This window comes from Arcobacter sp. (assembly GCF_050300555.1).
Lineage (GTDB): Bacteria > Campylobacterota > Campylobacteria > Campylobacterales > Arcobacteraceae > Arcobacter.
This window is the reverse complement of sequence record NZ_JBNKXY010000023.1, coordinates 1-20,523: the sequence shown is the minus strand read 5'-3', so window position 1 is coordinate 20,523 and position 20,523 is coordinate 1. Positions and strand designations below refer to the sequence as shown.

General features: G+C 28.7%; 21 protein-coding genes and 1 pseudogene. 15 read left to right on the top strand and 7 right to left on the bottom strand.

Annotated elements, in window-relative coordinates; genetic code table 11:
* Positions 1-445 (top strand): annotated as a pseudogene (locus ACQY5W_RS12660) (methyl-accepting chemotaxis protein); the annotation flags it as partial.
* A gap of 13 nt (positions 446-458) precedes the next feature.
* On the opposite strand, the gene ACQY5W_RS12655 reads toward ACQY5W_RS12660, so the two are convergent.
* Positions 459-722 (bottom strand): helix-turn-helix domain-containing protein, encoded by a 264-nt coding sequence (locus ACQY5W_RS12655; RefSeq protein ID WP_428025336.1) that lies wholly within the window; start codon positions 720-722, stop codon positions 459-461.
* A gap of 124 nt (positions 723-846) precedes the next feature.
* Between ACQY5W_RS12655 and ACQY5W_RS12650 the strand changes: the two genes are divergently transcribed.
* The 3 genes from ACQY5W_RS12650 to ACQY5W_RS12640 all read left to right on the top strand — a co-directional run bounded on the left by ACQY5W_RS12650 (position 847) and on the right by ACQY5W_RS12640 (position 4,183).
* Positions 847-1,533 (top strand): hypothetical protein, encoded by a 687-nt coding sequence (locus tag ACQY5W_RS12650; protein ID WP_428025335.1) that lies wholly within the window; start codon positions 847-849, stop codon positions 1,531-1,533.
* Between the two features lie 16 nt (positions 1,534-1,549).
* Entirely contained in the window at positions 1,550-3,487 is a 1,938-nt protein-coding gene (locus ACQY5W_RS12645) for a methyl-accepting chemotaxis protein (protein ID WP_428025334.1), read from the top strand.
* Positions 3,488-3,559: 72 nt separating this feature from the next.
* Positions 3,560-4,183 carry a hypothetical protein gene (locus tag ACQY5W_RS12640; protein ID WP_428025333.1) on the top strand — a complete coding sequence of 208 codons (624 nt, stop codon included), beginning with the start codon at positions 3,560-3,562 and terminating at the stop codon, positions 4,181-4,183.
* Between the two features lie 50 nt (positions 4,184-4,233).
* On the opposite strand, the gene prpF is transcribed toward ACQY5W_RS12640, so the two are convergent.
* The 4 genes from prpF to prpB form a co-directional block, all read right to left on the bottom strand.
* Entirely contained in the window at positions 4,234-5,409 is a 1,176-nt protein-coding gene (prpF, locus tag ACQY5W_RS12635) for a 2-methylaconitate cis-trans isomerase PrpF (RefSeq protein ID WP_428025332.1), read from the bottom strand.
* Position 5,410: 1 nt separating this feature from the next.
* Positions 5,411-8,005 (bottom strand): Fe/S-dependent 2-methylisocitrate dehydratase AcnD, encoded by a 2,595-nt coding sequence (acnD, locus tag ACQY5W_RS12630; RefSeq protein ID WP_428025331.1) that lies wholly within the window; start codon positions 8,003-8,005, stop codon positions 5,411-5,413.
* A gap of 99 nt (positions 8,006-8,104) precedes the next feature.
* The gene (gene prpC / locus ACQY5W_RS12625) at positions 8,105-9,253 is read right to left on the bottom strand and encodes a bifunctional 2-methylcitrate synthase/citrate synthase (protein WP_428025330.1); all 1,149 of its coding nucleotides are present in this window, start codon (positions 9,251-9,253) and stop codon (positions 8,105-8,107) included.
* Positions 9,254-9,297: 44 nt separating this feature from the next.
* Positions 9,298-10,182, bottom strand: a complete 885-nt coding sequence (gene prpB, locus ACQY5W_RS12620; RefSeq protein ID WP_428025329.1) for a methylisocitrate lyase — start codon at positions 10,180-10,182, stop codon at positions 9,298-9,300.
* Between the two features lie 174 nt (positions 10,183-10,356).
* Here prpB and ACQY5W_RS12615 point away from each other — a divergent pair, with 174 nt between their 5' ends.
* The 5 genes from ACQY5W_RS12615 to ACQY5W_RS12595 all read left to right on the top strand — a co-directional run bounded on the left by ACQY5W_RS12615 (position 10,357) and on the right by ACQY5W_RS12595 (position 13,881).
* Positions 10,357-11,334, top strand: a complete 978-nt coding sequence (locus ACQY5W_RS12615; RefSeq protein ID WP_428025328.1) for a hypothetical protein — start codon at positions 10,357-10,359, stop codon at positions 11,332-11,334.
* A gap of 1 nt (position 11,335) precedes the next feature.
* Positions 11,336-11,902, top strand: a complete 567-nt coding sequence (locus ACQY5W_RS12610) for a TetR/AcrR family transcriptional regulator (RefSeq protein WP_428025327.1) — start codon at positions 11,336-11,338, stop codon at positions 11,900-11,902.
* A 184-nt stretch (positions 11,903-12,086) separates the two neighbouring features.
* A complete protein-coding gene (locus tag ACQY5W_RS12605) occupies positions 12,087-12,473 on the top strand; it encodes a tautomerase family protein (RefSeq protein ID WP_428025326.1) in 387 nt (128 codons plus the stop codon).
* A complete protein-coding gene (locus ACQY5W_RS12600) occupies positions 12,470-13,342 on the top strand; it encodes a DMT family transporter (RefSeq protein WP_428025325.1) in 873 nt (290 codons plus the stop codon). Before ACQY5W_RS12605 ends, ACQY5W_RS12600 begins: the two co-directional genes overlap by 4 nt.
* Complete coding sequence (locus ACQY5W_RS12595; RefSeq protein ID WP_428025324.1) at positions 13,339-13,881, top strand: cysteine hydrolase family protein; 543 nt, start codon at positions 13,339-13,341, stop codon at positions 13,879-13,881. The genes ACQY5W_RS12600 and ACQY5W_RS12595 overlap by 4 nt, the downstream gene beginning before the upstream one ends.
* Positions 13,882-13,886: 5 nt before the next feature.
* Here the strand turns inward: ACQY5W_RS12595 and ACQY5W_RS12590 are convergent, their stop codons facing one another.
* Complete coding sequence (locus ACQY5W_RS12590; protein WP_428025323.1) at positions 13,887-15,107, bottom strand: APC family permease; 1,221 nt, start codon at positions 15,105-15,107, stop codon at positions 13,887-13,889.
* Between the two features lie 78 nt (positions 15,108-15,185).
* Positions 15,186-15,827, bottom strand: a complete 642-nt coding sequence (locus tag ACQY5W_RS12585) for a TetR/AcrR family transcriptional regulator (protein WP_428025322.1) — start codon at positions 15,825-15,827, stop codon at positions 15,186-15,188.
* Positions 15,828-15,893: 66 nt separating this feature from the next.
* Between ACQY5W_RS12585 and ACQY5W_RS12580 the strand changes: the two genes are divergently transcribed.
* The 6 genes from ACQY5W_RS12580 to ACQY5W_RS12555 all read left to right on the top strand — a co-directional run bounded on the left by ACQY5W_RS12580 (position 15,894) and on the right by ACQY5W_RS12555 (position 20,056).
* Entirely contained in the window at positions 15,894-16,457 is a 564-nt protein-coding gene (locus ACQY5W_RS12580; protein WP_428025321.1) for a hypothetical protein, read from the top strand.
* Between the two features lie 262 nt (positions 16,458-16,719).
* On the top strand, positions 16,720-17,505 hold the full coding sequence (locus ACQY5W_RS12575; protein ID WP_428025320.1) for an RNA polymerase sigma factor: 786 nt from the start codon (positions 16,720-16,722) through the stop codon (positions 17,503-17,505).
* A 74-nt stretch (positions 17,506-17,579) separates the two neighbouring features.
* A complete protein-coding gene (locus ACQY5W_RS12570) occupies positions 17,580-17,900 on the top strand; it encodes a hypothetical protein (protein WP_428025319.1) in 321 nt (106 codons plus the stop codon).
* A gap of 113 nt (positions 17,901-18,013) precedes the next feature.
* A complete protein-coding gene (locus ACQY5W_RS12565; protein WP_428025318.1) occupies positions 18,014-18,367 on the top strand; it encodes a winged helix-turn-helix transcriptional regulator in 354 nt (117 codons plus the stop codon).
* Positions 18,364-18,921: an NADPH-dependent FMN reductase gene (locus tag ACQY5W_RS12560; protein ID WP_428025317.1), complete on the top strand. Its 558-nt coding sequence runs from the start codon at positions 18,364-18,366 to the stop codon at positions 18,919-18,921. The genes ACQY5W_RS12565 and ACQY5W_RS12560 overlap by 4 nt, the downstream gene beginning before the upstream one ends.
* Positions 18,922-19,009: 88 nt before the next feature.
* Positions 19,010-20,056, top strand: a complete 1,047-nt coding sequence (locus tag ACQY5W_RS12555; RefSeq protein ID WP_428025316.1) for a GGDEF domain-containing protein — start codon at positions 19,010-19,012, stop codon at positions 20,054-20,056.
* Positions 20,057-20,523: the final 467 nt, after the last annotated feature.

The following is a 20,523-nucleotide window of genomic DNA, read 5'->3' as shown; positions in this document are numbered from 1 at the left end:
TAAAGAGATAAAATCTTTAGTAGAAAACGCAACCTCAAAAGCAAATGAAGGTAAAACTATAGCTGGAAATATGATAGTAGGATATAAAAAGTTAAATGAGAATATAACAAAAACAATAAACCTAATATCAGATATAGAGAATGCCTCAAAAGAGCAATTAAGTGGAATAGAACAAATTAATACAGCAGTAACACAATTAGATAGACAAACACAACAAAACGCAGCAGTAGCAGCAGAGACACATGATGTAGCAGTATTGACAGATCAAATAGCAAAACTTGTAGTTAGTGATGCAGATTCAAAAGAGTTTAGAGGTAAAAATGAAGCAAAAGCAAAACCAATAAACTCAAAGAACTATGTACCAAAAGATGTAAAGAAACCAAAAGAGGAGAAAATAGTAAATAGTGTAAAAAATAATGGCACTGATGATTGGGAAAGTTTTTAAGCTTCCCATCATTTTAAGCTTCATTTTCAGATGTTAAAAATAGGTAACAAATGGGAATATCTAATACTTTACTTATTTTATATAAGTGTTCCACATTGAAATGTTTTCCATTTGTGCATGGTTCACATGCTGATACTAAACTTACTGACTTGTATCCCATTTCATAGGATAAATCAAGTTGGGTAAGACCTCGTAAAAGTCTATATTTTTTGACATTTTGACCAATTTTTTTATGTAGTGCTTTTATTTCCTGTGGGGTAAAATTTTTTTTTGACATTTTGAACCTACTATAGTGTTTATCTTTAGCTAAGTTTAATTGTTATAAAATCCAAATTCAACCCACTATAGTAGTTTTTTAACATGAAAAAGAGATAATAAAAATTATTAAGGATAAAGTTATAATGAAAAATAAAACTAAATATGACTTAGAAGAAAAGATTGTAAATGTTTTATCAAACTTATTAAAAGAACCATTATATCAACTATTTACGATGTCCTCTGGGACTTTATTAAATGCAGAAATGAATTTAGCAAATGAAAAAATGTACAAAGAAACACTTGAATTAGTTAGTAAAAATACTAAAGAGATAATAGAAACAATAGATATTTTTATAAATTCGTTAAATGATGAAATAGAAGAATCATTTAACTTAGGAAATTGTATTCAAACAATGACAAAGCTAATACAACCATTTCTAAAAAGTAATAATATTTTTGTTCATATAAATTACTCCTATGATATCAAAATTGTTGGTATAGAAGTAAAACTAATACAAGTATTTTTAAACATCATAAATAACATTATTTATATTTTGGAACAAAATAAAACTTTAAGGGAAAAACATATTTTTATTGAAGCTAAAAGCGTAAATGAAAAAGTAGAAATTAAAATTAAAGACAATGGAGGTACAACAAAAAGTGATGACAAAAATTCTTTTTTAAAAAATTTTAATATTTCAAAAAAAATAGCATTAGCTAGAAAAATTGTTAAAGAGCACTTCTTTGGAAATATAAAAATTTATGATGAAGGGTATAGTTTTAATAACAAAATGTTTAATGGTAGAGTTGTTTGTATAACGTTAAATTGAAATTAAGGAGTCAATTATGTTAAATAAAATTAATATGAAGAAAAAGTTACTTATTTTTCCTTCATTGTTTGTAATAATAATGTTTGTAAGTGGTTTAGTTTATACAAAATATAGCAATATTTCTGATATAAGAAATAAAGCAGCTTTTGATACTGAACAATTTAAACAAAATGTACTTAAAGGAAGAATTTTAGTATATCAATTTTTAAGGCTACCAAATGAAGTAAATGCTAAAAAAGTTGTTGATAGTTTTAGCAATTTGAACGTTGATGTAGAAGCATTTAAATTAGCATTGAGCTTAGAAAGAAATAGAATAATTTGTGATGAAATAAGCGAGTTGTCAAAAAAATATATAGAATATTTTAATATATTCTCTTCTTTAAGAATACAAGATTATAATCTTGGAATAATGGAAGAAACTTCTGAATTAAAGTCTGTTATATCTAAAATGGTTAAAGTTGGAATTTCACTTGAATCAAAATTAGATGAGATAAATAAAAGTGCTTTACAATTACGTGATGAATCAAATGAATTATTAAAAAATACTTTAATAGCAATTGTATTAGCTGCTTCAATAATTTTTGTTTTATCTTCATTTTTCTTATTGAAAAATATTACTAATTCTTTAAGTGAATTCAAAATAGGACTGCTAAACTTTTTCGGATATTTGAATAGAGAAATAGATGAAGTAAAGATGTTAGAAGAAAAAGGGAATGATGAGTTTGCAGATATGGCAAAAGTAGTAAATGAGAATATCAAAAAAACAAGAGCAGGTATAGAAGAAGATAGAAAACTTATAGATGAGACAATATCAGTACTAAGTGAATTTGAACAAGGTGATTTATGTCAAAGGCTAGATTTAAATGTTTCAAATCCTGCCTTAATGCAGCTAAAAGAAGTATTGAATAAAATGGCAGATAATTTAGAAAATAATATCGATAATGTACTTGATATAATAGAAGAGTATTCAAAATATAATTATCTAAATAAAATAAATACAAAAAATCTAAAAGAACATTTGCTAAAACTAGCAAGTGGTGTTAACGGATTAGGTGATTCTATAACTGACATGTTAATAGAAAATAAAACAAATGGATTAACACTTGATGAGAGTTCAAATGTATTATTGGCAAATGTAGATAAGTTAAATCAAAGCTCAAATGAAGCGGCTGCAAGTTTAGAAGAAACAGCAGCAGCCTTAGAAGAGATAACTTCTAATATAAGACATAATACAGAGAATATAGCAAAAATGTCAGATTTTTCAAATAATGTAACCCAGTCATCAAAAGAGGGAGAGAAATTAGCTAGTCAAACAACAATAGCAATGGATGAGATAAATGATCAAGTTACAGCAATAAATGAAGCAATAACAATAATTGATCAAATAGCCTTCCAAACAAATATTTTATCTCTAAATGCAGCAGTAGAAGCAGCAACCGCAGGTGAGTCAGGTAAAGGTTTTGCAGTGGTAGCAGCTGAAGTTAGAAATTTGGCAGCAAGAAGTGCAGAAGCAGCAAAAGAGATAAAAGCATTAGTTGAGAATGCAACAAAAAAAGCTAATCATGGTAAAAATATAGCTGGAGATATGATAAAAGGTTATGAAGAGTTAAATGAGAATATTACAAAAACAATAAATCTTATATCTGATATTGAAGTAGCTAGTAAAGAACAATTAAGTGGAATAGAACAAATAAATGTAGCCATAACACAATTAGATAGCCAAACACAAGAGAATGCGATGGTAGCAAATCAAACACATGATGTAGCAGTATTGACAGACCAAATAGCAAAACTTGTAGTTAGTGATGCTGATGCTAAAGAGTTTAGAGGTAAAAATGAAGCAAAAGCAAAACCAATAAATTCAAAGAACTATGTACCAAAAAAAGATACAAAGAAATCAAAAGAAGAGAATATAATAAAAAATAATGGTACTGATGATTGGGAAAGCTTTTAAGCTCTCCCTCTTTTAAGGTAAATTCATAAAATAATTAGGAGATTAAAAGTTTTTAACTTTAAATAAAGAGATATGACTGCAAAAAGTATATGTACAAATAGGATAAAACCAAAACTTCTAAGAGAACAAAAAACAGAAGCTTTATTAGTATTTATAAGAACAACTTTAGAACAATCTTATAAACAAATAGATGAACATGGATATTTATTTGAAATAGGAAATGAAGAAGATAATAAATATGTATATGAAAATCTTGAAATATTGATGAAAAAATTACAAGAGTGTGTCGTAAATTCGTTTTATCTTAGAAGTTTAATTGATAATGCAAAAAAACATCCTTCCTTAATGATAATTGCTAAAAAAGAAGAACCTTTAATGGTATATTACGATACTTTAGTAAAAGCAATAGAAACAAAACTTTCAGATGGGACATCATGGATACCTGAATTAGTTGTAATTTCACTTCTAAGTGAGTGGATTTTAGAAGAAGAAAAATCAGTTATTTTGTATCCTTTTTTAAAAGATTTCGATTATATTGAGCTAATTTCAAAATATGATAATACAAAATTGAGTCTTAATGAGGAAAATAAAAAGATAGTTATGAATATGTATAGAATTTCTTCATATTTAATAGAAAAACTAAAAAATGCAAAATATAAAATAAATACGAAAAGAAATAAAAAAAGAAAAAAATAAAGGAAAATTATTTGAAATAAAAAGTTTAGTATAAACTAAACTTTTTATAACTATTCCATTGTTCCAGCTGGAACGTGAACATAACCTTCCATAATAATTCTTGCACTTCTACTCATAGTTGCTTTATCAACTACAATTTTTCCATTTTCATTTTTAATTACAGCTCCAACTTTTAGAGTTCCTGATGGATGTCCAAACTCAACAGCAGATTTTTCTCCACCACCAGCAGCAAGATTTACTAATGTTCCTGGAATACAAGCAGCAACACCGATTGCAACAGAAGCTGTTCCCATCATCGCATGGTGTAGTTTTTGCATTGATAATGCTCTTACATGTAAGTCAATTTCATCTGCTTTTACTTCTTTTCCAGAAGAAGTTGTAAAATCAGATTTAGGTGCAACAAAAGCAATTTTTGGTGTATGTTGTCTTGTTTGGGCTTCTTTTAAATCTGAGATTAGTCCCATTTTAAGTGCAGCATATGATCTGATAGTTTCAAATCTATCTAGAGCTTCAGCATCATTGTTAATATCAACTTGAAGTTCAGTTCCTTTGTATCCAATATCAGCTGCATTTACAAAACAAGTTGGAATCCCAGCAGTTATCATAGTAGCTTTAAATGTACCTATTCCTGGAACTTCTAAATTATCAACTAAATTTCCAGTTGGAAACAGTTCTTCACTTGGATCCACTGGTTCAGCAAACTCTAAAACAATTTCTTCAGCAGGGAAAGCAACACCATCGATGTAATAATCTCCCATTTCTTTAACCATTCCATTTTCCATAGTTACATAACAAAGAATAGTTTTTTTGATATTTGCTTGCCAAATTCTTACACAACAAACACCATTTTGAGGTACATTATCTACTAATCCCTCTTTGATAGCAAAAGGACCAACTGCACTGGATAAGTTTCCACAGTTTCCACTCATATCAACAAAGTCTTTATCAATGGCAACTTGACAAAAATAGTAATCTACATCGTGATTTGGAACTGTACTTTTACCTACTAAGATAGCTTTAGATGTAGAAGAAGTAGCTCCTCCCATACCATCCATTTGTTGTTTATAAATATCAGGGCTTCCTACTATTCTTTGAAGTAATTTATCTCTTTTTACTGGGTCTTCCTGTGCTTCTTTTGGAAGGTCTGCTATGTTAAAGAAAGTACCTTTTGAAGTACCACCTCTCATATATGTTGCTTTTACTTTAAATTGTGGTTGGTAGCTCATCTTATTTTCCTGCAATAACGTCTTTCGCGAATTTTTGTAAAATACCACCGTTTTTGTAAACTTCAACTTCAGCAGAAGTATCTAATCTACATAAAACAGTAAATTCTACTTTTTCACCATTTGCTCTTGTCATAACTACAGTTAAATCACATCTTGGAGTGATTTCACCTACGATATCAAATGTTTCAGAACCATCTATATTGTAAGTGTGTCTCGTCTCACCATCTTTAAATTGTAAGGGTAATACACCCATTCCAACTAAGTTTGTTCTGTGGATTCTTTCAATTGATTCAGCAATTAAAACTTCAACACCAGCAAGTCTTACACCTTTTGCTGCCCAGTCTCTAGAACTACCTTGACCATAGTTTGTACCAGCAATGATAATAAGTGGTTGTTTTCTTGAAGTATATGTTTCAATAGCTTCCCACATTCTAGACTCTGTCCCCTCTGGCATAATTTTTGTCAAACTTCCTTGTTTAACATTTCCATTTTCATCTTTAACCATTTCGTTAAATAATTTTGGATTTGCCAATGTTGCTCTTGAAGCAGTGTTGTGATCTCCTCTATGTGTTGCATAAGAGTTTAAATCTTCCACTGGTAATCCCATTTTTAAACAATATTCACCAGATGCTGATGTTGGTAAAATTGCATTTGAAGGTGATAAGTGGTCTGTTGTGATATTATCAGGGAACACACCTAATGGTCTCATACCTTTTAATGCTGGCATTTGCATATACTCATCTTCCCAATATGGTGGTTTTTGAATATAAGTTGAGTTTGGATTCCATCTATAAAATGGCTCTGCTTTAACAGCTTTTAATCCATCTCTTGCAAACATTGGGTCATAGATTGCATTGTACATTTCTGGTTTGATAGATTCTGCAATAACAGCATCAATCTCTTCATCAGATGGCCATAAATCTTTTAGTTTGATATCATTACCATTTGAATCTTTACCTAATGAGTCATTTTCAATATCAAATCTAATAGTTCCTGCTAATGAGTAAGCAATTACAAGTGCTGGAGATGCTAAGAACGCCTCTTTTACGTATGGGTGGATTCTTCCATCAAAGTTTCTGTTTCCAGATAATACAGCAGTTGTATAAATATCTCTATCTACAACTTCTTGTTGAATTTTAGGGTCAAGTGCACCTGACATACCATTACAAGTAGTACATGCAAAACCAACTACACCAAATCCAAGTTTTTCCATCTCTGGTAAAAGACCTGATTCTTTTAAATATGCTTCAATTACTTTAGATCCTGGTGCTAAAGATGATTTAACCCATGGTTTTCTTGAAAGTCCAAGAGAGTTTGCTTTTTTAGCCAATAATCCAGCTGCAACAACGTTTCTTGGGTTTGAAGTATTTGTACAAGAAGTAATAGCAGCGATTAAAATACCACCATCTGGGATGAAATCACCCTCTTGAGTCCACTCTTTTACAATACCTTCAGCTTTTAAAGTTGAAGTAGGTACAAGTTTATGTGGTTTAGAAGGACCTGCTAAACTTCTTGAAACAGATGATAAATCAAATTTTAAAGTTCTAGCATATGTAGCATTTGCAAATTGGTCTGCCCATAAACCATTAGCTTTAGCATAAGCTTCTACTAACTCAACTTGTTTTTGCTCACGACCTGTTACTTTTAGATAATCAATAGTTTGCTCATCTATAGCGAACATACCAGCACTTGCACCATATTCAGGAGTCATATTTGCAATTGTAGCTCTATCTCCAAGATTTAAGTATTTAATACCAGATCCAAAGAATTCTAAGTAAGCAGAGATAACATTGTTTTCTCTTAAAAATGATGTAATAGAAAGTGCAATATCAGTTGCAGTAATACCTGCAGCTCTTGTTCCAACAATTTCAACACCAATAATTTCAGGAACCCTCATCATAGAAGGATTTCCAAGCATTACGTTTTCAGCTTCTAATCCACCAACACCAACAGCAATTACACCAAGTGCATCAACGTGTGGAGTATGAGAGTCTGTTCCAACTAATGTATCTGGAGATGCTATACCATCATTTAAATGAACAACTGGAGACATTTTTTCTAGGTTGATTTGGTGCATGATACCATTACCTGGAGGAATAACATCTACATTGTTAAATGCTTCTTTAGTCCAGTTAATAAAGTGGAATCTGTCTGCATTTCTTCTATCTTCAATATCTCTGTTTTTTTGGAAAGCATCTGGGTCAAATCCACCACACTCTACTGCTAAAGAGTGGTCAACGATAAGTTGAGTTGGTACTACTGGATTAACTTTATCTGGGTTTCCACCTTTTGAAGCAACAGCTTCTCTAAGACCTGCAAGGTCAACAAATGCAGTTAAACCTAAGATATCGTGACAAATAACTCTACTTGGATACCAAGGGAAATCTTTGTCTGTTCTTTTTTCAATAAGTTGTACTAATGAATCTTTTAAATCTTCACTAGGGCATTTTCTTAATAAGTTTTCTGCTAAAACTCTTGAAGTATAGTTTAGTTTAGCAAATGAACCAGGTGTAATATCTTCTACTGCTGATTTAACATCATAGTATTTAACACCATCTATACCTTCAAGATCTTTAAGATATTTTTCGTTTGTCATTTTTTTATATCCATTTAGTTTAAATTTAAAAGGATAAGCAAAAGCTTATCCCTATAATGTTTGCCAAAGTGGCACTAGAATAATTAAGTGTTTAAGTTCTTATCTTTCTTCAATAGGAACAAATTTTAAGTTTTCTGGTCCTGTATAATTAGCTGATGGTCTAATAATTTTTCCATCTTCTCTTTGCTCAATTGCATGTGCTCCCCATCCAGTAACTCTTGAAATAATAAAAATAGGAGTAAACATATCTGTTGGAATTCCCATTTGATTATAAGAAACTGCAGAGAACCAGTCTAAGTTAGGGAACATCTTTTTCTCTTCCCACATTACTGATTCAATTCTTTCTGCAACATCATACATTAAAGTATTATTGTTTTCTTTAGATAAATCTTCAGCAACTTTTTTAATTACTACGTTTCTTGGATCACAAATAGTATAAACTGGATGACCAAAACCAATAATAATCTCTTTTCTTGCCATTCTTTCTCTAATATCTTTTTCTGCTTCATCAGCTGAAGAGTATCTTTCTTGAATATAAAATGCCACTTCATTAGCTCCACCATGTTTTGGCCCTCTAAGTGCTCCAATAGCTCCTGTAATACATGAGAACATATCTGAGTTTGTTCCAGAGATAACTCTTGAAGTAAATGTAGAAGCATTAAATTCATGTTCAGCATATAAAATTAATGATGTGTGCATAGCTCTAACCCAAGATTCTCTTGGTTTTTCACCATGTAATAGATGTAAGAAATGTCCCCCAACTGTTTCATCATCAGTTACAACATTAATTCTTTTTCCATTATATGCGTAGTGGTACCAGTAACATAACATAGAACCAAATGAAGCCATTAATTTATCAATAATATTTTGTGCCCCTTCTTTTGGATGAGATTCATCTTCTGACATAATTGCTCCAAGAACTGAACAACCTGTTCTCATAACATCCATTGGATGAGATGTTTTTGGTAATTGCTCTAGTGCAATTTTAACACCATCTGGAAGGTCTCTTAAACCTTGTAATTTAGTTTTATAAGCAGCTAATTCAGCTTTTGTAGGTAATTTTTCATGAACAATTAAATATGCAATTTCTTCAAATTCTGCAGTGTTTGCAAACTCTAAAATATCATAACCTCTATAGTGTAAATCATTTCCACTTTTCCCCACTGTACAAATAGCAGTATTACCTGCTGCATGTCCTGAAAGTGCAACTGATTTTTTTGGTTTAAATCCTGTAGTTGTAGTACTCATATTCTCTCCTTTGTTTTTATACTATATATTTTTTGTAAAGCTAATTATTTAGCTTTACCTTTTGAAAATAATTCATCCATTTTTTGCTCGTAATCATGGTACCCTAACATATCATAAAGCTCCATTCTTGTTTGCATTGTATCAAGAACACTTTCTTGAGTACCTTTTTCTCTTAACTCTTTATATACATGTAAAGCTGCTTTATTCATTGCTCTAAATGCAGATAATGGATAAAGTACCATTGCAATACCAACTGAACCTAATTCTTCAGTAGTAAACATTGGTGTTGCACCAAATTCAGTAATATTTGCTAATACAGGTACATCAATTGCATCAGTAAACTCTTTGTATTCTTTTAATGTATGAACAGCTTCTGCGAAAATTGCATCTGCTCCAGCTTCAACGTAAGCTTTTGCTCTTTTAATTGCAGATTCTTGCCCTTCGCTAGCGTGTGCATCTGTTCTAGCAATGATATAAAAATCTGGATCTAATTGCATTTTAGCATCAACTGCAGCTCTGATTCTGTCACACATTTCTTCAATTGAAACTAACTCTTTATTTGGTCTATGTCCACATCTTTTTGCAGCAACTTGATCTTCAATATGTAATCCAGCCGCACCAGAACGTATAAATTCTTTTACAGTTCTAGCTACGTTAAATGCGTGTCCCCAACCTGTATCAGCATCAACGATTAATGGAGTATCACAAATTGATGTAACTCTTCTAATATCAATACATACATCTTCTATCATAGTCATACCCAAATCAGGTAAACCATAAGAAGCGTTAGCAATTCCTCCACCTGAAAGATAGATAGCTTTATATCCAACTTTTGTAGCTTGTAATGCTTGGTAAGCATTAATTGTACCTACAATTTGTAATGGAGTTTCTTCTTTTAGTGCTTCTCTAAATCTTTTTCCTGCGCTCATGTATATCCTTTAAATTTATGTAAAGTTAGTATACAAGATAGTTAAAATGATGTAGTGTATAATAGTTGAAAACAAAAATACAATTTTTAGACTTATTTTATTTTATTGTACAATATTTGATTTTATGTATAATAATGGTACAATTTAGGCTTAGAATATAAATAGGAATGGAAAATGTCTTATAAAACAAGTATAGATAAAATAATCGAAATATATAAAAGGTCAAATCTTAGTATATCAAAATTTGCTTCATTAATCCAAAAAGATAGAAGAACAGTTACATCATGGGTTGATAGAATAACTGATGTTGAACCTTCAACTACTGTCAAAGATAAAATTTGTGCATTATTTAGATATCCAGATTATATTTGGGAAGAGGCTTGCAATGATGAAGAATTTATAAAATCAATTACTCAAATTCCCCAAAAAGAAGTAAGAATCATAGATGAAGATTATTGTGGAAGACTAAAATATATTATGGAAATAGAAGAGAATAGAAGGTTTGTAATTCAAGCACAATTTCCAGGACCTATGTATAGAGATACTGCTGTAAAAAGAATATATAGAACACAAACAAGTTTAGAAATTGAAGAATTAAAACAAAATAGAATAAATCAAATGCTTAGATATGATTATGATACAACAGAGTGGTACTCTATAAAATCGATTCTAACATTTTGTTTTGCAAGTATTGGAAACTTTTATACAAAAGAGGAAAAGATAAAAATACTTGAACTTATTTATGAACTATTTAATAATAATTACAATAAAAAGTTGTTTTTATTTGACTCCTTTTCAAGAAAAATTTATGGGATGGAGACAACATATATCTCAATCAATGTTAAACAAAAAGTACTTTTCTTTAAATCTCCGATAGAGTCAGTTTTTATTGAAATAAGAAATAAAAACTTAGTTGAAAGAATGCACAAGTATTATTCTTCTCCAATTGAAGCACCTTCTCATGTAAACTTTTTAGAATCAGTTAAAATTATAAAAATTTTACAAGATGCTTTAAAATACAATAATGATATAAAACAAGCATATGAAACAATAAATAGATTGACAGACTATGGGGAATTGTTTTATAATAATTTAAGTGTGGACTTACAAAAAGAAGTAAGTGAACCAAAAGCTGGACAAAGAAGAAATTAATATGAGTAGTAGAGAAAAACTTTTAGATGTAGCCTTTGATGAGATTTATCACAATGGATATAGTGCAACTTCTGTTGATAAAATTTTAAAAAAAGCAAATATGAACAAGGGGTCTATGTATCACTTTTTTAAATCAAAAAAAGAGTTAGCACTAGCTGTTATTAATGAAAAAATCAATTCATATATTGAAGATAAGTACAGTAAATTATTAAATTATGAAGAAAATATTTGTGATGAAATGATAAAGATGATTAAAAAAAGAGATAACTTTGATTTTACTTGTGGTTGCAAGTTGAACAATCTAATGCAAGAATTATCTCCTGTAGATAAAGATTTTAAAAATGCTTTAGAAAAAGTATATATTAGATTTGAAAATATTTTTGAAAAAGTTTTAGATAAAGCAATAGCTAAAAATGAAATTTCACACAATGACACAAAAGCACTTTCTATGTACATAGTTGCCTCAATAGAAGGGTGTTTAGGAACTGCAAAAAAATCACAAGATGGTGATTATTTTCAAACTTGTATCTCTCAACTTGAACTTTTTTTAAACTCTCTAAAAAAATAAATCTTTTTAATCTTGACTAATTGGTCAAGATTTTGTTATACTTTCACTTGACTATATAGTCAAGAAACTAAATTCAACTGAAAGGATAGCAAATGTCACAAATAATTGGAACTATAATTTTATACTCATCATTTATAGTACTTATTGTGATGAGCTTTGCCGAAAAAATTTAAAAGGAGTTAATATGCCATATATTAATGTAAAACTAAACCTAAAAGAAAATGAAGAAACTAGAGAAAAGATTGTTGACATAGTACTAGATAAAACAACTAATATCTTAAATAAAAAAAGAGAAGTAACTTCTGTTTTAGTAGAGTTTGTTCCTTTTTCTTCTTGGAGTATAGGTGGTGAAAATAGTGCAACTTTTAATTTAGATATAAAAATTACCAAGGGTACCAATACAAAAGAGCAAAAGGCAAAGTATATAAATTCTGTCTATGAAGAGTTTAAAAATCTTTTGGGTGAAATAAGTGTTGCAAGTTATATTACAATAGATGAGGTTGATGGTGATTCTTGGGGATTTGAAGGTTTAACTCAAGAGTATAGATATATAAAAAGTAAAATATCATGAGTTTTTATATACAAAAATCAATTTTGCCATTTGGTTTTATTTTTTTATATGGAAGTGGATTTATTTTCACCCAATATGGATTACAAAACTCTTCACCTATGGCATTTTTAGGTATAAGATTTTTTATTGCATTTTGGATTTTGCTATTTATTGCATATTTTTTAAAAGTACCTATTCCAAAGAGTAAAAAAGAATTTTTTCAAATTGCACTTGCAGGAAGTTTGACGGTTGGAACTTTTTCCATAGGTGTTTTTTTATCAATATCTTATGGAGTTTCAGGTGCTTTAAATGCTTTGATTATAGCTTTACAGCCAATAATTGTGACATTTTTAGCTCAAAGATTTTTAGATGAAGAGATAAATAAAAGAGTTTGGTTGGGGTTAATTATAGGATTTATAGGAGTTTCTTTTGTGGTAGTTTCTAAACTTGATACTTCATTTGATTCTATTTTAGGAGTTTTTTGGTCTATTGTTGCTTTATTGGGTCTTAGTTTTGGAAGTTTGTATCAAAAAAAATATTGTACGGGTATGAATTTATACTCAGGTGGTGCAATACAAACATTAAGTTCAACAATACTTGTTATTCCATTTTTATTTTTTGAAGAATTACATATAAATTGGAATGGTGAGTTTTTAATTGCCTTATTTTATATGGCTGTGGGAGTGAGTATAGGTGCTTTGTCATTATTGTATATTATGATTAAAAATGGTGAAGTTTCAAAGGTATCTTCAATTTTTTATTTAGTACCAGTTAGTGCAGCTATTGTTTCATATTTTTTATTAGGTGAAAAGATGGAATTAAATGTAATAATTGGAATAATAACAGTAATAATTGGAATAACATTAATTAACAAAAAGGATAATAGATGAGTAAAGCATTAATTATAATAGATATTCAAAATGATTATTTTGAAGGTGGAAATTGTGAGTTAGTAAATCCTATGGAAGCTAGTTTAAAAGCAAAAAAAGTATTGGAGTATTTTAGAAAAAATAATATGCCAGTATTTCATGTACAACATATAAACATTAGAAAAGGTGCAACTTTCTTTTTACCCAATACAAAAGGAGTAGAGATACATGAAAATGTAAAACCACTGAAAAGTGAAATAATAATAGAAAAAAACTTTCCCAACAGTTTTTTAGAAACTTCTTTAGAAAATGAGTTGGAAAAACTGAATATAAAAGAGTTAGTTATTTGTGGAATGATGAGTCATATGTGTATAGATTCTACAACAAGAGCAGCTTTTGATAAAGGATATGATTGTACAGTTTTACATGATGCTTGTACAACAAAAGATTTAGTCTTTCAAGATAAAAAAGTAAATGCTAGCGAGGTTCATAACTCTTTTATGGCAGCCCTTGGAAGTGTTTTTGCTAAGATGGTTAGTGTTGAGGAAGCATTAAAATAGAATTATTATAGCAAAGATATAAATTGAACAGCAATCATTGTAATATTAATAATTATTCCAATGATTGGTATATATATTGGATAAGAGATAATATTATCTGGAGTTTTTCTTTGTAGTTTGATTTTTATAAGAGCAATATTCATTAAGGTAAATATCACAAAGATTAAAAAACTTGTTAGATTTGCTAGTGTTAAAATAGGTAGCCAAAGTGTAAATATAAGGACACTAATAGAAGCAAATACTGTGGCAAATATTGGTGTTCTTGTTTTTTCATTGACCTTAGAAAATATATTAGGAATCCATTTATTCATACTCATTCCATAAAATACCCTTGATACCATAATTATTTGTATCAATGCTCCATTTAAAACTGCAAATGTCCCAATAAAACTTAATAAAACAGGCTCTTTTTGAGTTAGTTTTGTATATACATCTGCAAGGGGAGAATTTGTCTTGGCTAGAGTGTTTGGTTCAATTGCCAAAATGGATACTATTGCAACTAAAATATATATAATAGTAGAGACAAAAAGTGCGATTATGATGGCTTTTGGCATAGTTTTTGTAGGTTTTTTTACCTCTTCTGCGATATTTACCATATCTTCAAATCCTATGAAAGCATAAAAGGCTAAAAACGCTCCTAAAATGATGGTATGCCACACTGAAATTTCAAAGGGAGGTATGAGTTTTGAGAACTCAATTGTTTCAAAAGGAAGTTTATCAATTCCGATAAAAATAATATACAACAATCCAAATATCTCAATAACTGTTAGTATTGAGGCAACTTTAACAGAGTGACCAATCCCCAATATACAAACAATACAAAGTACGGTTATGACAAGTGTTGAAGTGATATAAGGCGGAAGATTGATAAAGTGTGAAACATAACCATTAAATCCATGCAAGATAGTTGCACTAGAGATTATCCCACTTAGTGAAATAAGCACTCCAATAGCTATAGATAAAGTTTTGGAATTAAAAGCCTTTTTTGCATATAAAGCCTCTCCTGCACTATAGGGAAAACGAGATGAAAGTTCTGCATAAGATAAAGCGGTAAAAAGTACTACAATACAGGCAACTAAAAAAGAAAAAGGAATATAAATACCTGAAATACCAGCTATTTTTCCAACAAGCACATAAATACCAGCACCAAATATATTTCCAAGTCCATAAAAAACTAAAAGTGTTAAAGAAACATCTCTTTTAAGATTAAACTTTTTTTCTAACATGAAAATCCCTTAAAAGGTTGTGGTATTAGTATAGCATAGTTTACTAAACTTCGGTTTTATTCTGGTAGAACATAAATTTTAAAACTCTTTTAACATCTTTTCGCCTTTTTCACTTAAAAAAGGGTAAATCATAAATTCAAAAAAAATCTCTTTTGCTTCTTTTATGGATTCTTTTGAAACTTCTCCTGATGAAGAGGCAAACACTTGCCAATAAGATGTGATAAACCAATGTAACTTTGCTCGTCTTTTTAGGTTCTGTTCCTGTGAAAATTTAAGAATATTTTCTTTGATAAGAAATTGTAATAGAAGTTCTATTTGATTGATTCTTTTATCTTGATTTTTTTTAAATGCTTCTTTAAAACTTGGATACAGTGCCATTAAAACCATAGCATCTCTAAGTAAAAAGCGATATTCATAGAACATCTTCCCATAATATTCAAAATTTTCATTCATAGTTTGAATAGGATTTTTACTTAATAAAATAGCTTCAAAACTATTGAGGGATTCAAATTCTTTTGAAAGATTTTGATATATATAAAGAATAATATCTTCTTTATTTTTAAAATGATAATAAAGATTTCCCGGAGAAATACCAGCTTCTTTTGCTATATGATTAGTCGTAATACTTAAGGTTTCTTGTTCATTAAAAAGTTTTTTTGCACTTTCGCAGATTTTTGTTTTTGTATCTATTTTTATTTTTTTCATGTTTAATTTTAGCATAATAGAGCTTTTAATCTAATATTTAGAGTAATTACTCTAAAATTTTAGAAATAAAAAGGAGTTCATATGAGTTTAGGTGTAGCAGGTGGTGGATTACCACAGATAGAGAGATTGTTTATAAAGTTTTTCTTAGTTCCTTGTGTTAGGTTGTTATTTACTTGGAATATTGGACTGTTTATGATTAAAAGAGAAGTAAATATTATCAAAAAGTTGATTGAAGGAATTGATGAAGAGAAATTACAAAAAAGAGTAGTAATAAAAAGAGCTTTTGCTATAGAAGATCATAGTCGTGATTATTCTATAAATATGACATTGGAGCATTTAAGAATAGCTGGAACAGCTGTAATGGCTCTGATTGATACTTTATCCAAAGAACAAGAGTTTCCAAAAGATATAACGATTGAAGCTGTAAAACCAAAAGAAAATACAAAAGATGAGCCTAAAAAGTTTTTTGGTTTTATGACAACTTATGAAGAGTATATTAAAAATCATAAAAAAAACTATTCAAAAATGCGAAAAAAACATCCTTGGTTTGTAGAGTTTAATAATTTTGATTGGGCATGTTTTATGTATATGCATACTTTTATCCATAGACGTCAAATAGAAGCAATAATTAAGGAGTTAAAATGAGTAATCACAGAGGAACACTATTTAGAATTGTATTTATATTTTTAGCTCTTTTAGGATTTTGTAAGTTTGATTTTTAGTGGAGTAATTGTTTTGCTTTCAACTATAGAATTTAATATATCAACACTATTATATACATTTGTATTGTTATTAGCTATAAGAACTTTTTATCCAAGGTTTATTTTTATAGAATAAGAAAAAATATTGGAGAACTTATGATAAAAAAGATTTCTAGCTGGTTTTTGGGCAAAACAAGAAGATAAAAGTGATTGATAGAGAATTAATAGAAAAATATCAACCTTATTTATACAATTTAGCTTTAAGGTTAGTATATTATAGAGAAGATGCTTTAGATTTAACAAATGATGTTTGGATAAAGATTATTGAAAATATCCATACTTTTGAAAAAAAATCAGAGTTTAAAACTTGGGCTTATCGCATAATGATAAACTTATTTTTAAATCAAAAAAGAAAATACACCCAACTTCATTTTGAAAAATTTGCAAATACAATGAATGAATTGGAAAACTCAAATTTATCAAATGAATATGATGAACCTTTTAAACAGCTTTTGATAGAAGAAGCAAAAATAGGGTGTATGATGGGGATGCTTTTATGTTTAAATCCAGAACAAAGAGCAATATTGATAATAGGAGATATTTTTGAAATAAATAGTGATATTTCAAGTGAGATATTTACTATTTCAAAAGAAAATTTTAGAAAGAAATTATCTCGTGCAAGAAGTGATTTATATAATTTTATGAATAACCAATGCTCTTTAATAAATAAACAAAATAGTTGTAAATGTGAACAAAAAACAAAAGCTTTGATTGAAAAAGGTTATATCAATCCTAAAAATATGCAGTTTACTGAAACTTATGTGGATACAATTAAAAAGAGAAAAAAAACAAAGTCTAATGCTCTTGATTTAACAATGGAGAAGTTGTATAAAAATTTATATCAAAATCATCCTTTTTATGAAGATGATATGAAAATATTCGCTACAAATTTACTAAAAAATAAAGAAATTAAAAAAATATTTGAATTATAGTGTCACATAATAATTTTTAAAGTGTCTAAATATAAAGAGGTAGGAATATCTCAATATATTAATAGGAGTCAACTGTGACACAATTGGAAAAAATTAGTAATTTTGTAGGAATGGAATTTGCTACTTTCAAATTAAAAGAAGGAGTTAGTGAAGAAAAAATGCTTCAAATTATAAATGAAGTAGATAAAAACTTTTTACAAAAAGAAGAAGGTTTTTTAGGTCATTGTACATTAAAAGGAGATTCTGGTCTTTATGCTGATGTTGCTTTTGCAACTACTCAAGAAAAAGCACAAGAAATTTGCTCTAAATGGCTTGAAAATGAGTTTGCTTTAAAATATATAGAACTTATTGATGAGTCAAGTGTAAATATGACATTTTGGAATAGAATCAAATAAAGTAGTTAAAAGAAGGTTTTTCTAAACCTTCTTTTGTCAGAAATAATTGATTATAGCATAGTTTACTAAAATAAACTAAGATTATTAAAAGAAACTATAATGTACAATTCTTTATGATAAAATTTAATAATAAACAATATAGTTCTTCTTCTGAGATATTTTTTGATATCTTTAATGATAAATTAAAACTTATGATTATTTGGTATTTAAAAAACAATACTCTTAGATTTAAAGAGTTGTTTGAATACTTACAACCAATTACAAAAAAGACATTAACCATAAAATTGAAAGAGTTGGAACAATTGAATCTTATAAACAGAAAAGCATATGCTGATGTTCCTCCAAAAGTAGAATATTCATTGAGTGAATATGGAAATAATTTAAAACCAGTAATTGATGAAATATTGATTTGGTCTCAATCATATGCAAAAACTTTTGCCAAAATAACAAGTGAAGATATAAAATGAAAATCTTAGCAATATCTGGCTCACTTAGAGAAAAATCATACAACAAAGCAATACTTCAAGCGCTAAATGATATGGATTCAAGCATAAATATATATGAAGATTTGGGAAACCTTCCCTTTTTTAATCCTGATATAAATAATCACACTTTGGAAAAAGATGATTCTCCATTGTTAGTTCAGGAACTAAGAAAAAATATTGCATTTAGTGATGCGATTATAATTAGTACACCAGAGTATGCTTTTGAAATATCTGGAGTTTTAAAAAATGCACTTGATTGGTTGGTATCAAGTGCTGAAATTGTAAATAAACCAGTGGCTGTAATAAGTGCTTCAACTTCAGCTATGGGTGGAGATAAGGCAAATGAAGTTCTTGTAAAGTTGATAAAAGTTTTAACAGGAACAATAAATGAAAAATTGATTTTAACTGTACCAAAGGCAAATAGAAAAATTGATGATAAAGGTCATATTGTTGATAAAGTGTTGTTAAAAGAGTTAAATATTTTGTTAAATGAATTAAAATCTACTATAAAAAGAAAAAATAATAAATTTAATTAAAAGTGAAACCTCCTTAGAATTCTAAATACATTTATATTTATTTTGATAAACTAATCTAATATTGTGAAAATTTATATTAGGAAATAATTTGTTTGACCAACACAAATATAGAAATGAACTTCTTAAAAAATATCTTCTTATAGGATTTGTAACTTCTGTATTATTATCACCAATATATTATAAAATAGGTATAAACTACTTAGCAATTGCATTAAATATTTTTTCACTACTAATGGTATATTTATTTGTAAATACTAAAAAAACTGATAAATATATATATAATTCTAGATTTTTTATGATTACTATTAGTATTTTATTTATTATTGGATTTATAGATGGAAATCAAGAAATTAATAGTATGTTTTTTATTTTACTTTATCCCATAGCTTCATTTTCTATACGAGGTCCCAAAGAAGGTATATTGTGGTCTATAGTGCTACTTAGTATTTTTATATTAGCATTTACTCTTTTTTCATTTCCTTATAATAAATATTCATTTTTGTTTTTCTGTGTAGCTTACTTGATGGTATCTTATCTTCTTTATTTTTATAGGTATTATGAAATTATGATGTTTAAAAGTATAAATGAAGAGTTAGAAAAGATTGTAAAAGAGCGAACCAAAGAACTTGAAATATCAAATAAAAAACTTGAAAAGCTAGCCTCTACAGATGACTTAACTAAACTTCTTAACCGTACAAAACTTAATGATTCTTTGGAAAGTGAAATCAATAGAGCAAATAGATTTAATCATATTTTTGGAGTGATTATATTGGATATTGATCATTTTAAATCTATCAATGATACACATGGGCATAACATAGGAGATAAAGTACTTGAAGAGTTTGCAACTATATTAAAAACAAAAACAAGAGTTACCGATATAGTTGGACGTTGGGGTGGAGAAGAGTTTGTAATTATTTGTCCCCAAACGGATATTGAAGGTATAAATAAACTTGCAGAAGAACTAAGATACACAATAGAAAATAATAGTTTTTCTATTACAGGTCAAATAACAGCAAGTTTTGGTATTACTCTTTATATCAAAGGTGATACTATAAAAAGTCTAATATCAAGAGCTGATAAGGCTCTTTATAGAGCTAAAGATGAGGGGAGAAATAAAGTAGTAGTGTTTTAATATTATTTCTATTCTCTCTTGAAGAGGTAAACCTCTCCGCTCTTTACTTTCTTTTGTTGAAAAGAAAGTAACAAAGAAAGCAACCAGACGAGTTGATGAAGGCAAAGCTACCCTCCAGTTTTGAATTTATTTTCTGCCCTGCAAAACTCACTAAAGAGTGCATTTAGCACTCTTCTTAACGCTCAAACAGTTTCGGGCGTAACCGAAAATAAATTCAAAACTTACGGCTTCATCAAAGTCTGGGAAGAAAGAAAGTTCGAATTATCATTTTATTAAGTAACACAAGAAAAGATAAAAGACTAAACAAATCAAAAATGCAAATGTCCTTATCCCACCTTTTATTCCAACATCTGCAAAAGCCGAATGTTTATTTTTAATTTCGGAAAAAGCTGAGGACTCGTATACTACAAATAATGGAGATATGTTAATATATTTTCATAGAGTTAGTTAAAATGATATATCGATGA

What these genes read in the sequence shown, in the direction of transcription:
- ACQY5W_RS12585 (WP_428025322.1), bottom strand. Translation starts at nt 15,827, where the DNA reads ATGCTAAAATTAAACATGAAAAAAATAAAAATAGATACAAAAACAAAA.
- ACQY5W_RS12595 (WP_428025324.1), top strand. Translation starts at nt 13,339, where the DNA reads ATGAGTAAAGCATTAATTATAATAGATATTCAAAATGATTATTTTGAA.
- prpB (WP_428025329.1), bottom strand. Translation starts at nt 10,182, where the DNA reads ATGAGCGCAGGAAAAAGATTTAGAGAAGCACTAAAAGAAGAAACTCCA.
- ACQY5W_RS12565 (WP_428025318.1), top strand. Translation starts at nt 18,014, where the DNA reads ATGATAAAATTTAATAATAAACAATATAGTTCTTCTTCTGAGATATTT.
- ACQY5W_RS12600 (WP_428025325.1), top strand. Translation starts at nt 12,470, where the DNA reads ATGAGTTTTTATATACAAAAATCAATTTTGCCATTTGGTTTTATTTTT.
- ACQY5W_RS12605 (WP_428025326.1), top strand. Translation starts at nt 12,087, where the DNA reads ATGCCATATATTAATGTAAAACTAAACCTAAAAGAAAATGAAGAAACT.
- ACQY5W_RS12580 (WP_428025321.1), top strand. Translation starts at nt 15,894, where the DNA reads ATGAGTTTAGGTGTAGCAGGTGGTGGATTACCACAGATAGAGAGATTG.
- acnD (WP_428025331.1), bottom strand. Translation starts at nt 8,005, where the DNA reads ATGACAAACGAAAAATATCTTAAAGATCTTGAAGGTATAGATGGTGTT.
- ACQY5W_RS12590 (WP_428025323.1), bottom strand. Translation starts at nt 15,107, where the DNA reads ATGTTAGAAAAAAAGTTTAATCTTAAAAGAGATGTTTCTTTAACACTT.
- ACQY5W_RS12645 (WP_428025334.1), top strand. Translation starts at nt 1,550, where the DNA reads ATGTTAAATAAAATTAATATGAAGAAAAAGTTACTTATTTTTCCTTCA.
- prpC (WP_428025330.1), bottom strand. Translation starts at nt 9,253, where the DNA reads ATGAGTACTACAACTACAGGATTTAAACCAAAAAAATCAGTTGCACTT.
- ACQY5W_RS12615 (WP_428025328.1), top strand. Translation starts at nt 10,357, where the DNA reads ATGTCTTATAAAACAAGTATAGATAAAATAATCGAAATATATAAAAGG.
- prpF (WP_428025332.1), bottom strand. Translation starts at nt 5,409, where the DNA reads ATGAGCTACCAACCACAATTTAAAGTAAAAGCAACATATATGAGAGGT.
- ACQY5W_RS12610 (WP_428025327.1), top strand. Translation starts at nt 11,336, where the DNA reads ATGAGTAGTAGAGAAAAACTTTTAGATGTAGCCTTTGATGAGATTTAT.
- ACQY5W_RS12650 (WP_428025335.1), top strand. Translation starts at nt 847, where the DNA reads ATGAAAAATAAAACTAAATATGACTTAGAAGAAAAGATTGTAAATGTT.
- ACQY5W_RS12560 (WP_428025317.1), top strand. Translation starts at nt 18,364, where the DNA reads ATGAAAATCTTAGCAATATCTGGCTCACTTAGAGAAAAATCATACAAC.
- ACQY5W_RS12640 (WP_428025333.1), top strand. Translation starts at nt 3,560, where the DNA reads ATGACTGCAAAAAGTATATGTACAAATAGGATAAAACCAAAACTTCTA.
- ACQY5W_RS12655 (WP_428025336.1), bottom strand. Translation starts at nt 722, where the DNA reads ATGTCAAAAAAAAATTTTACCCCACAGGAAATAAAAGCACTACATAAA.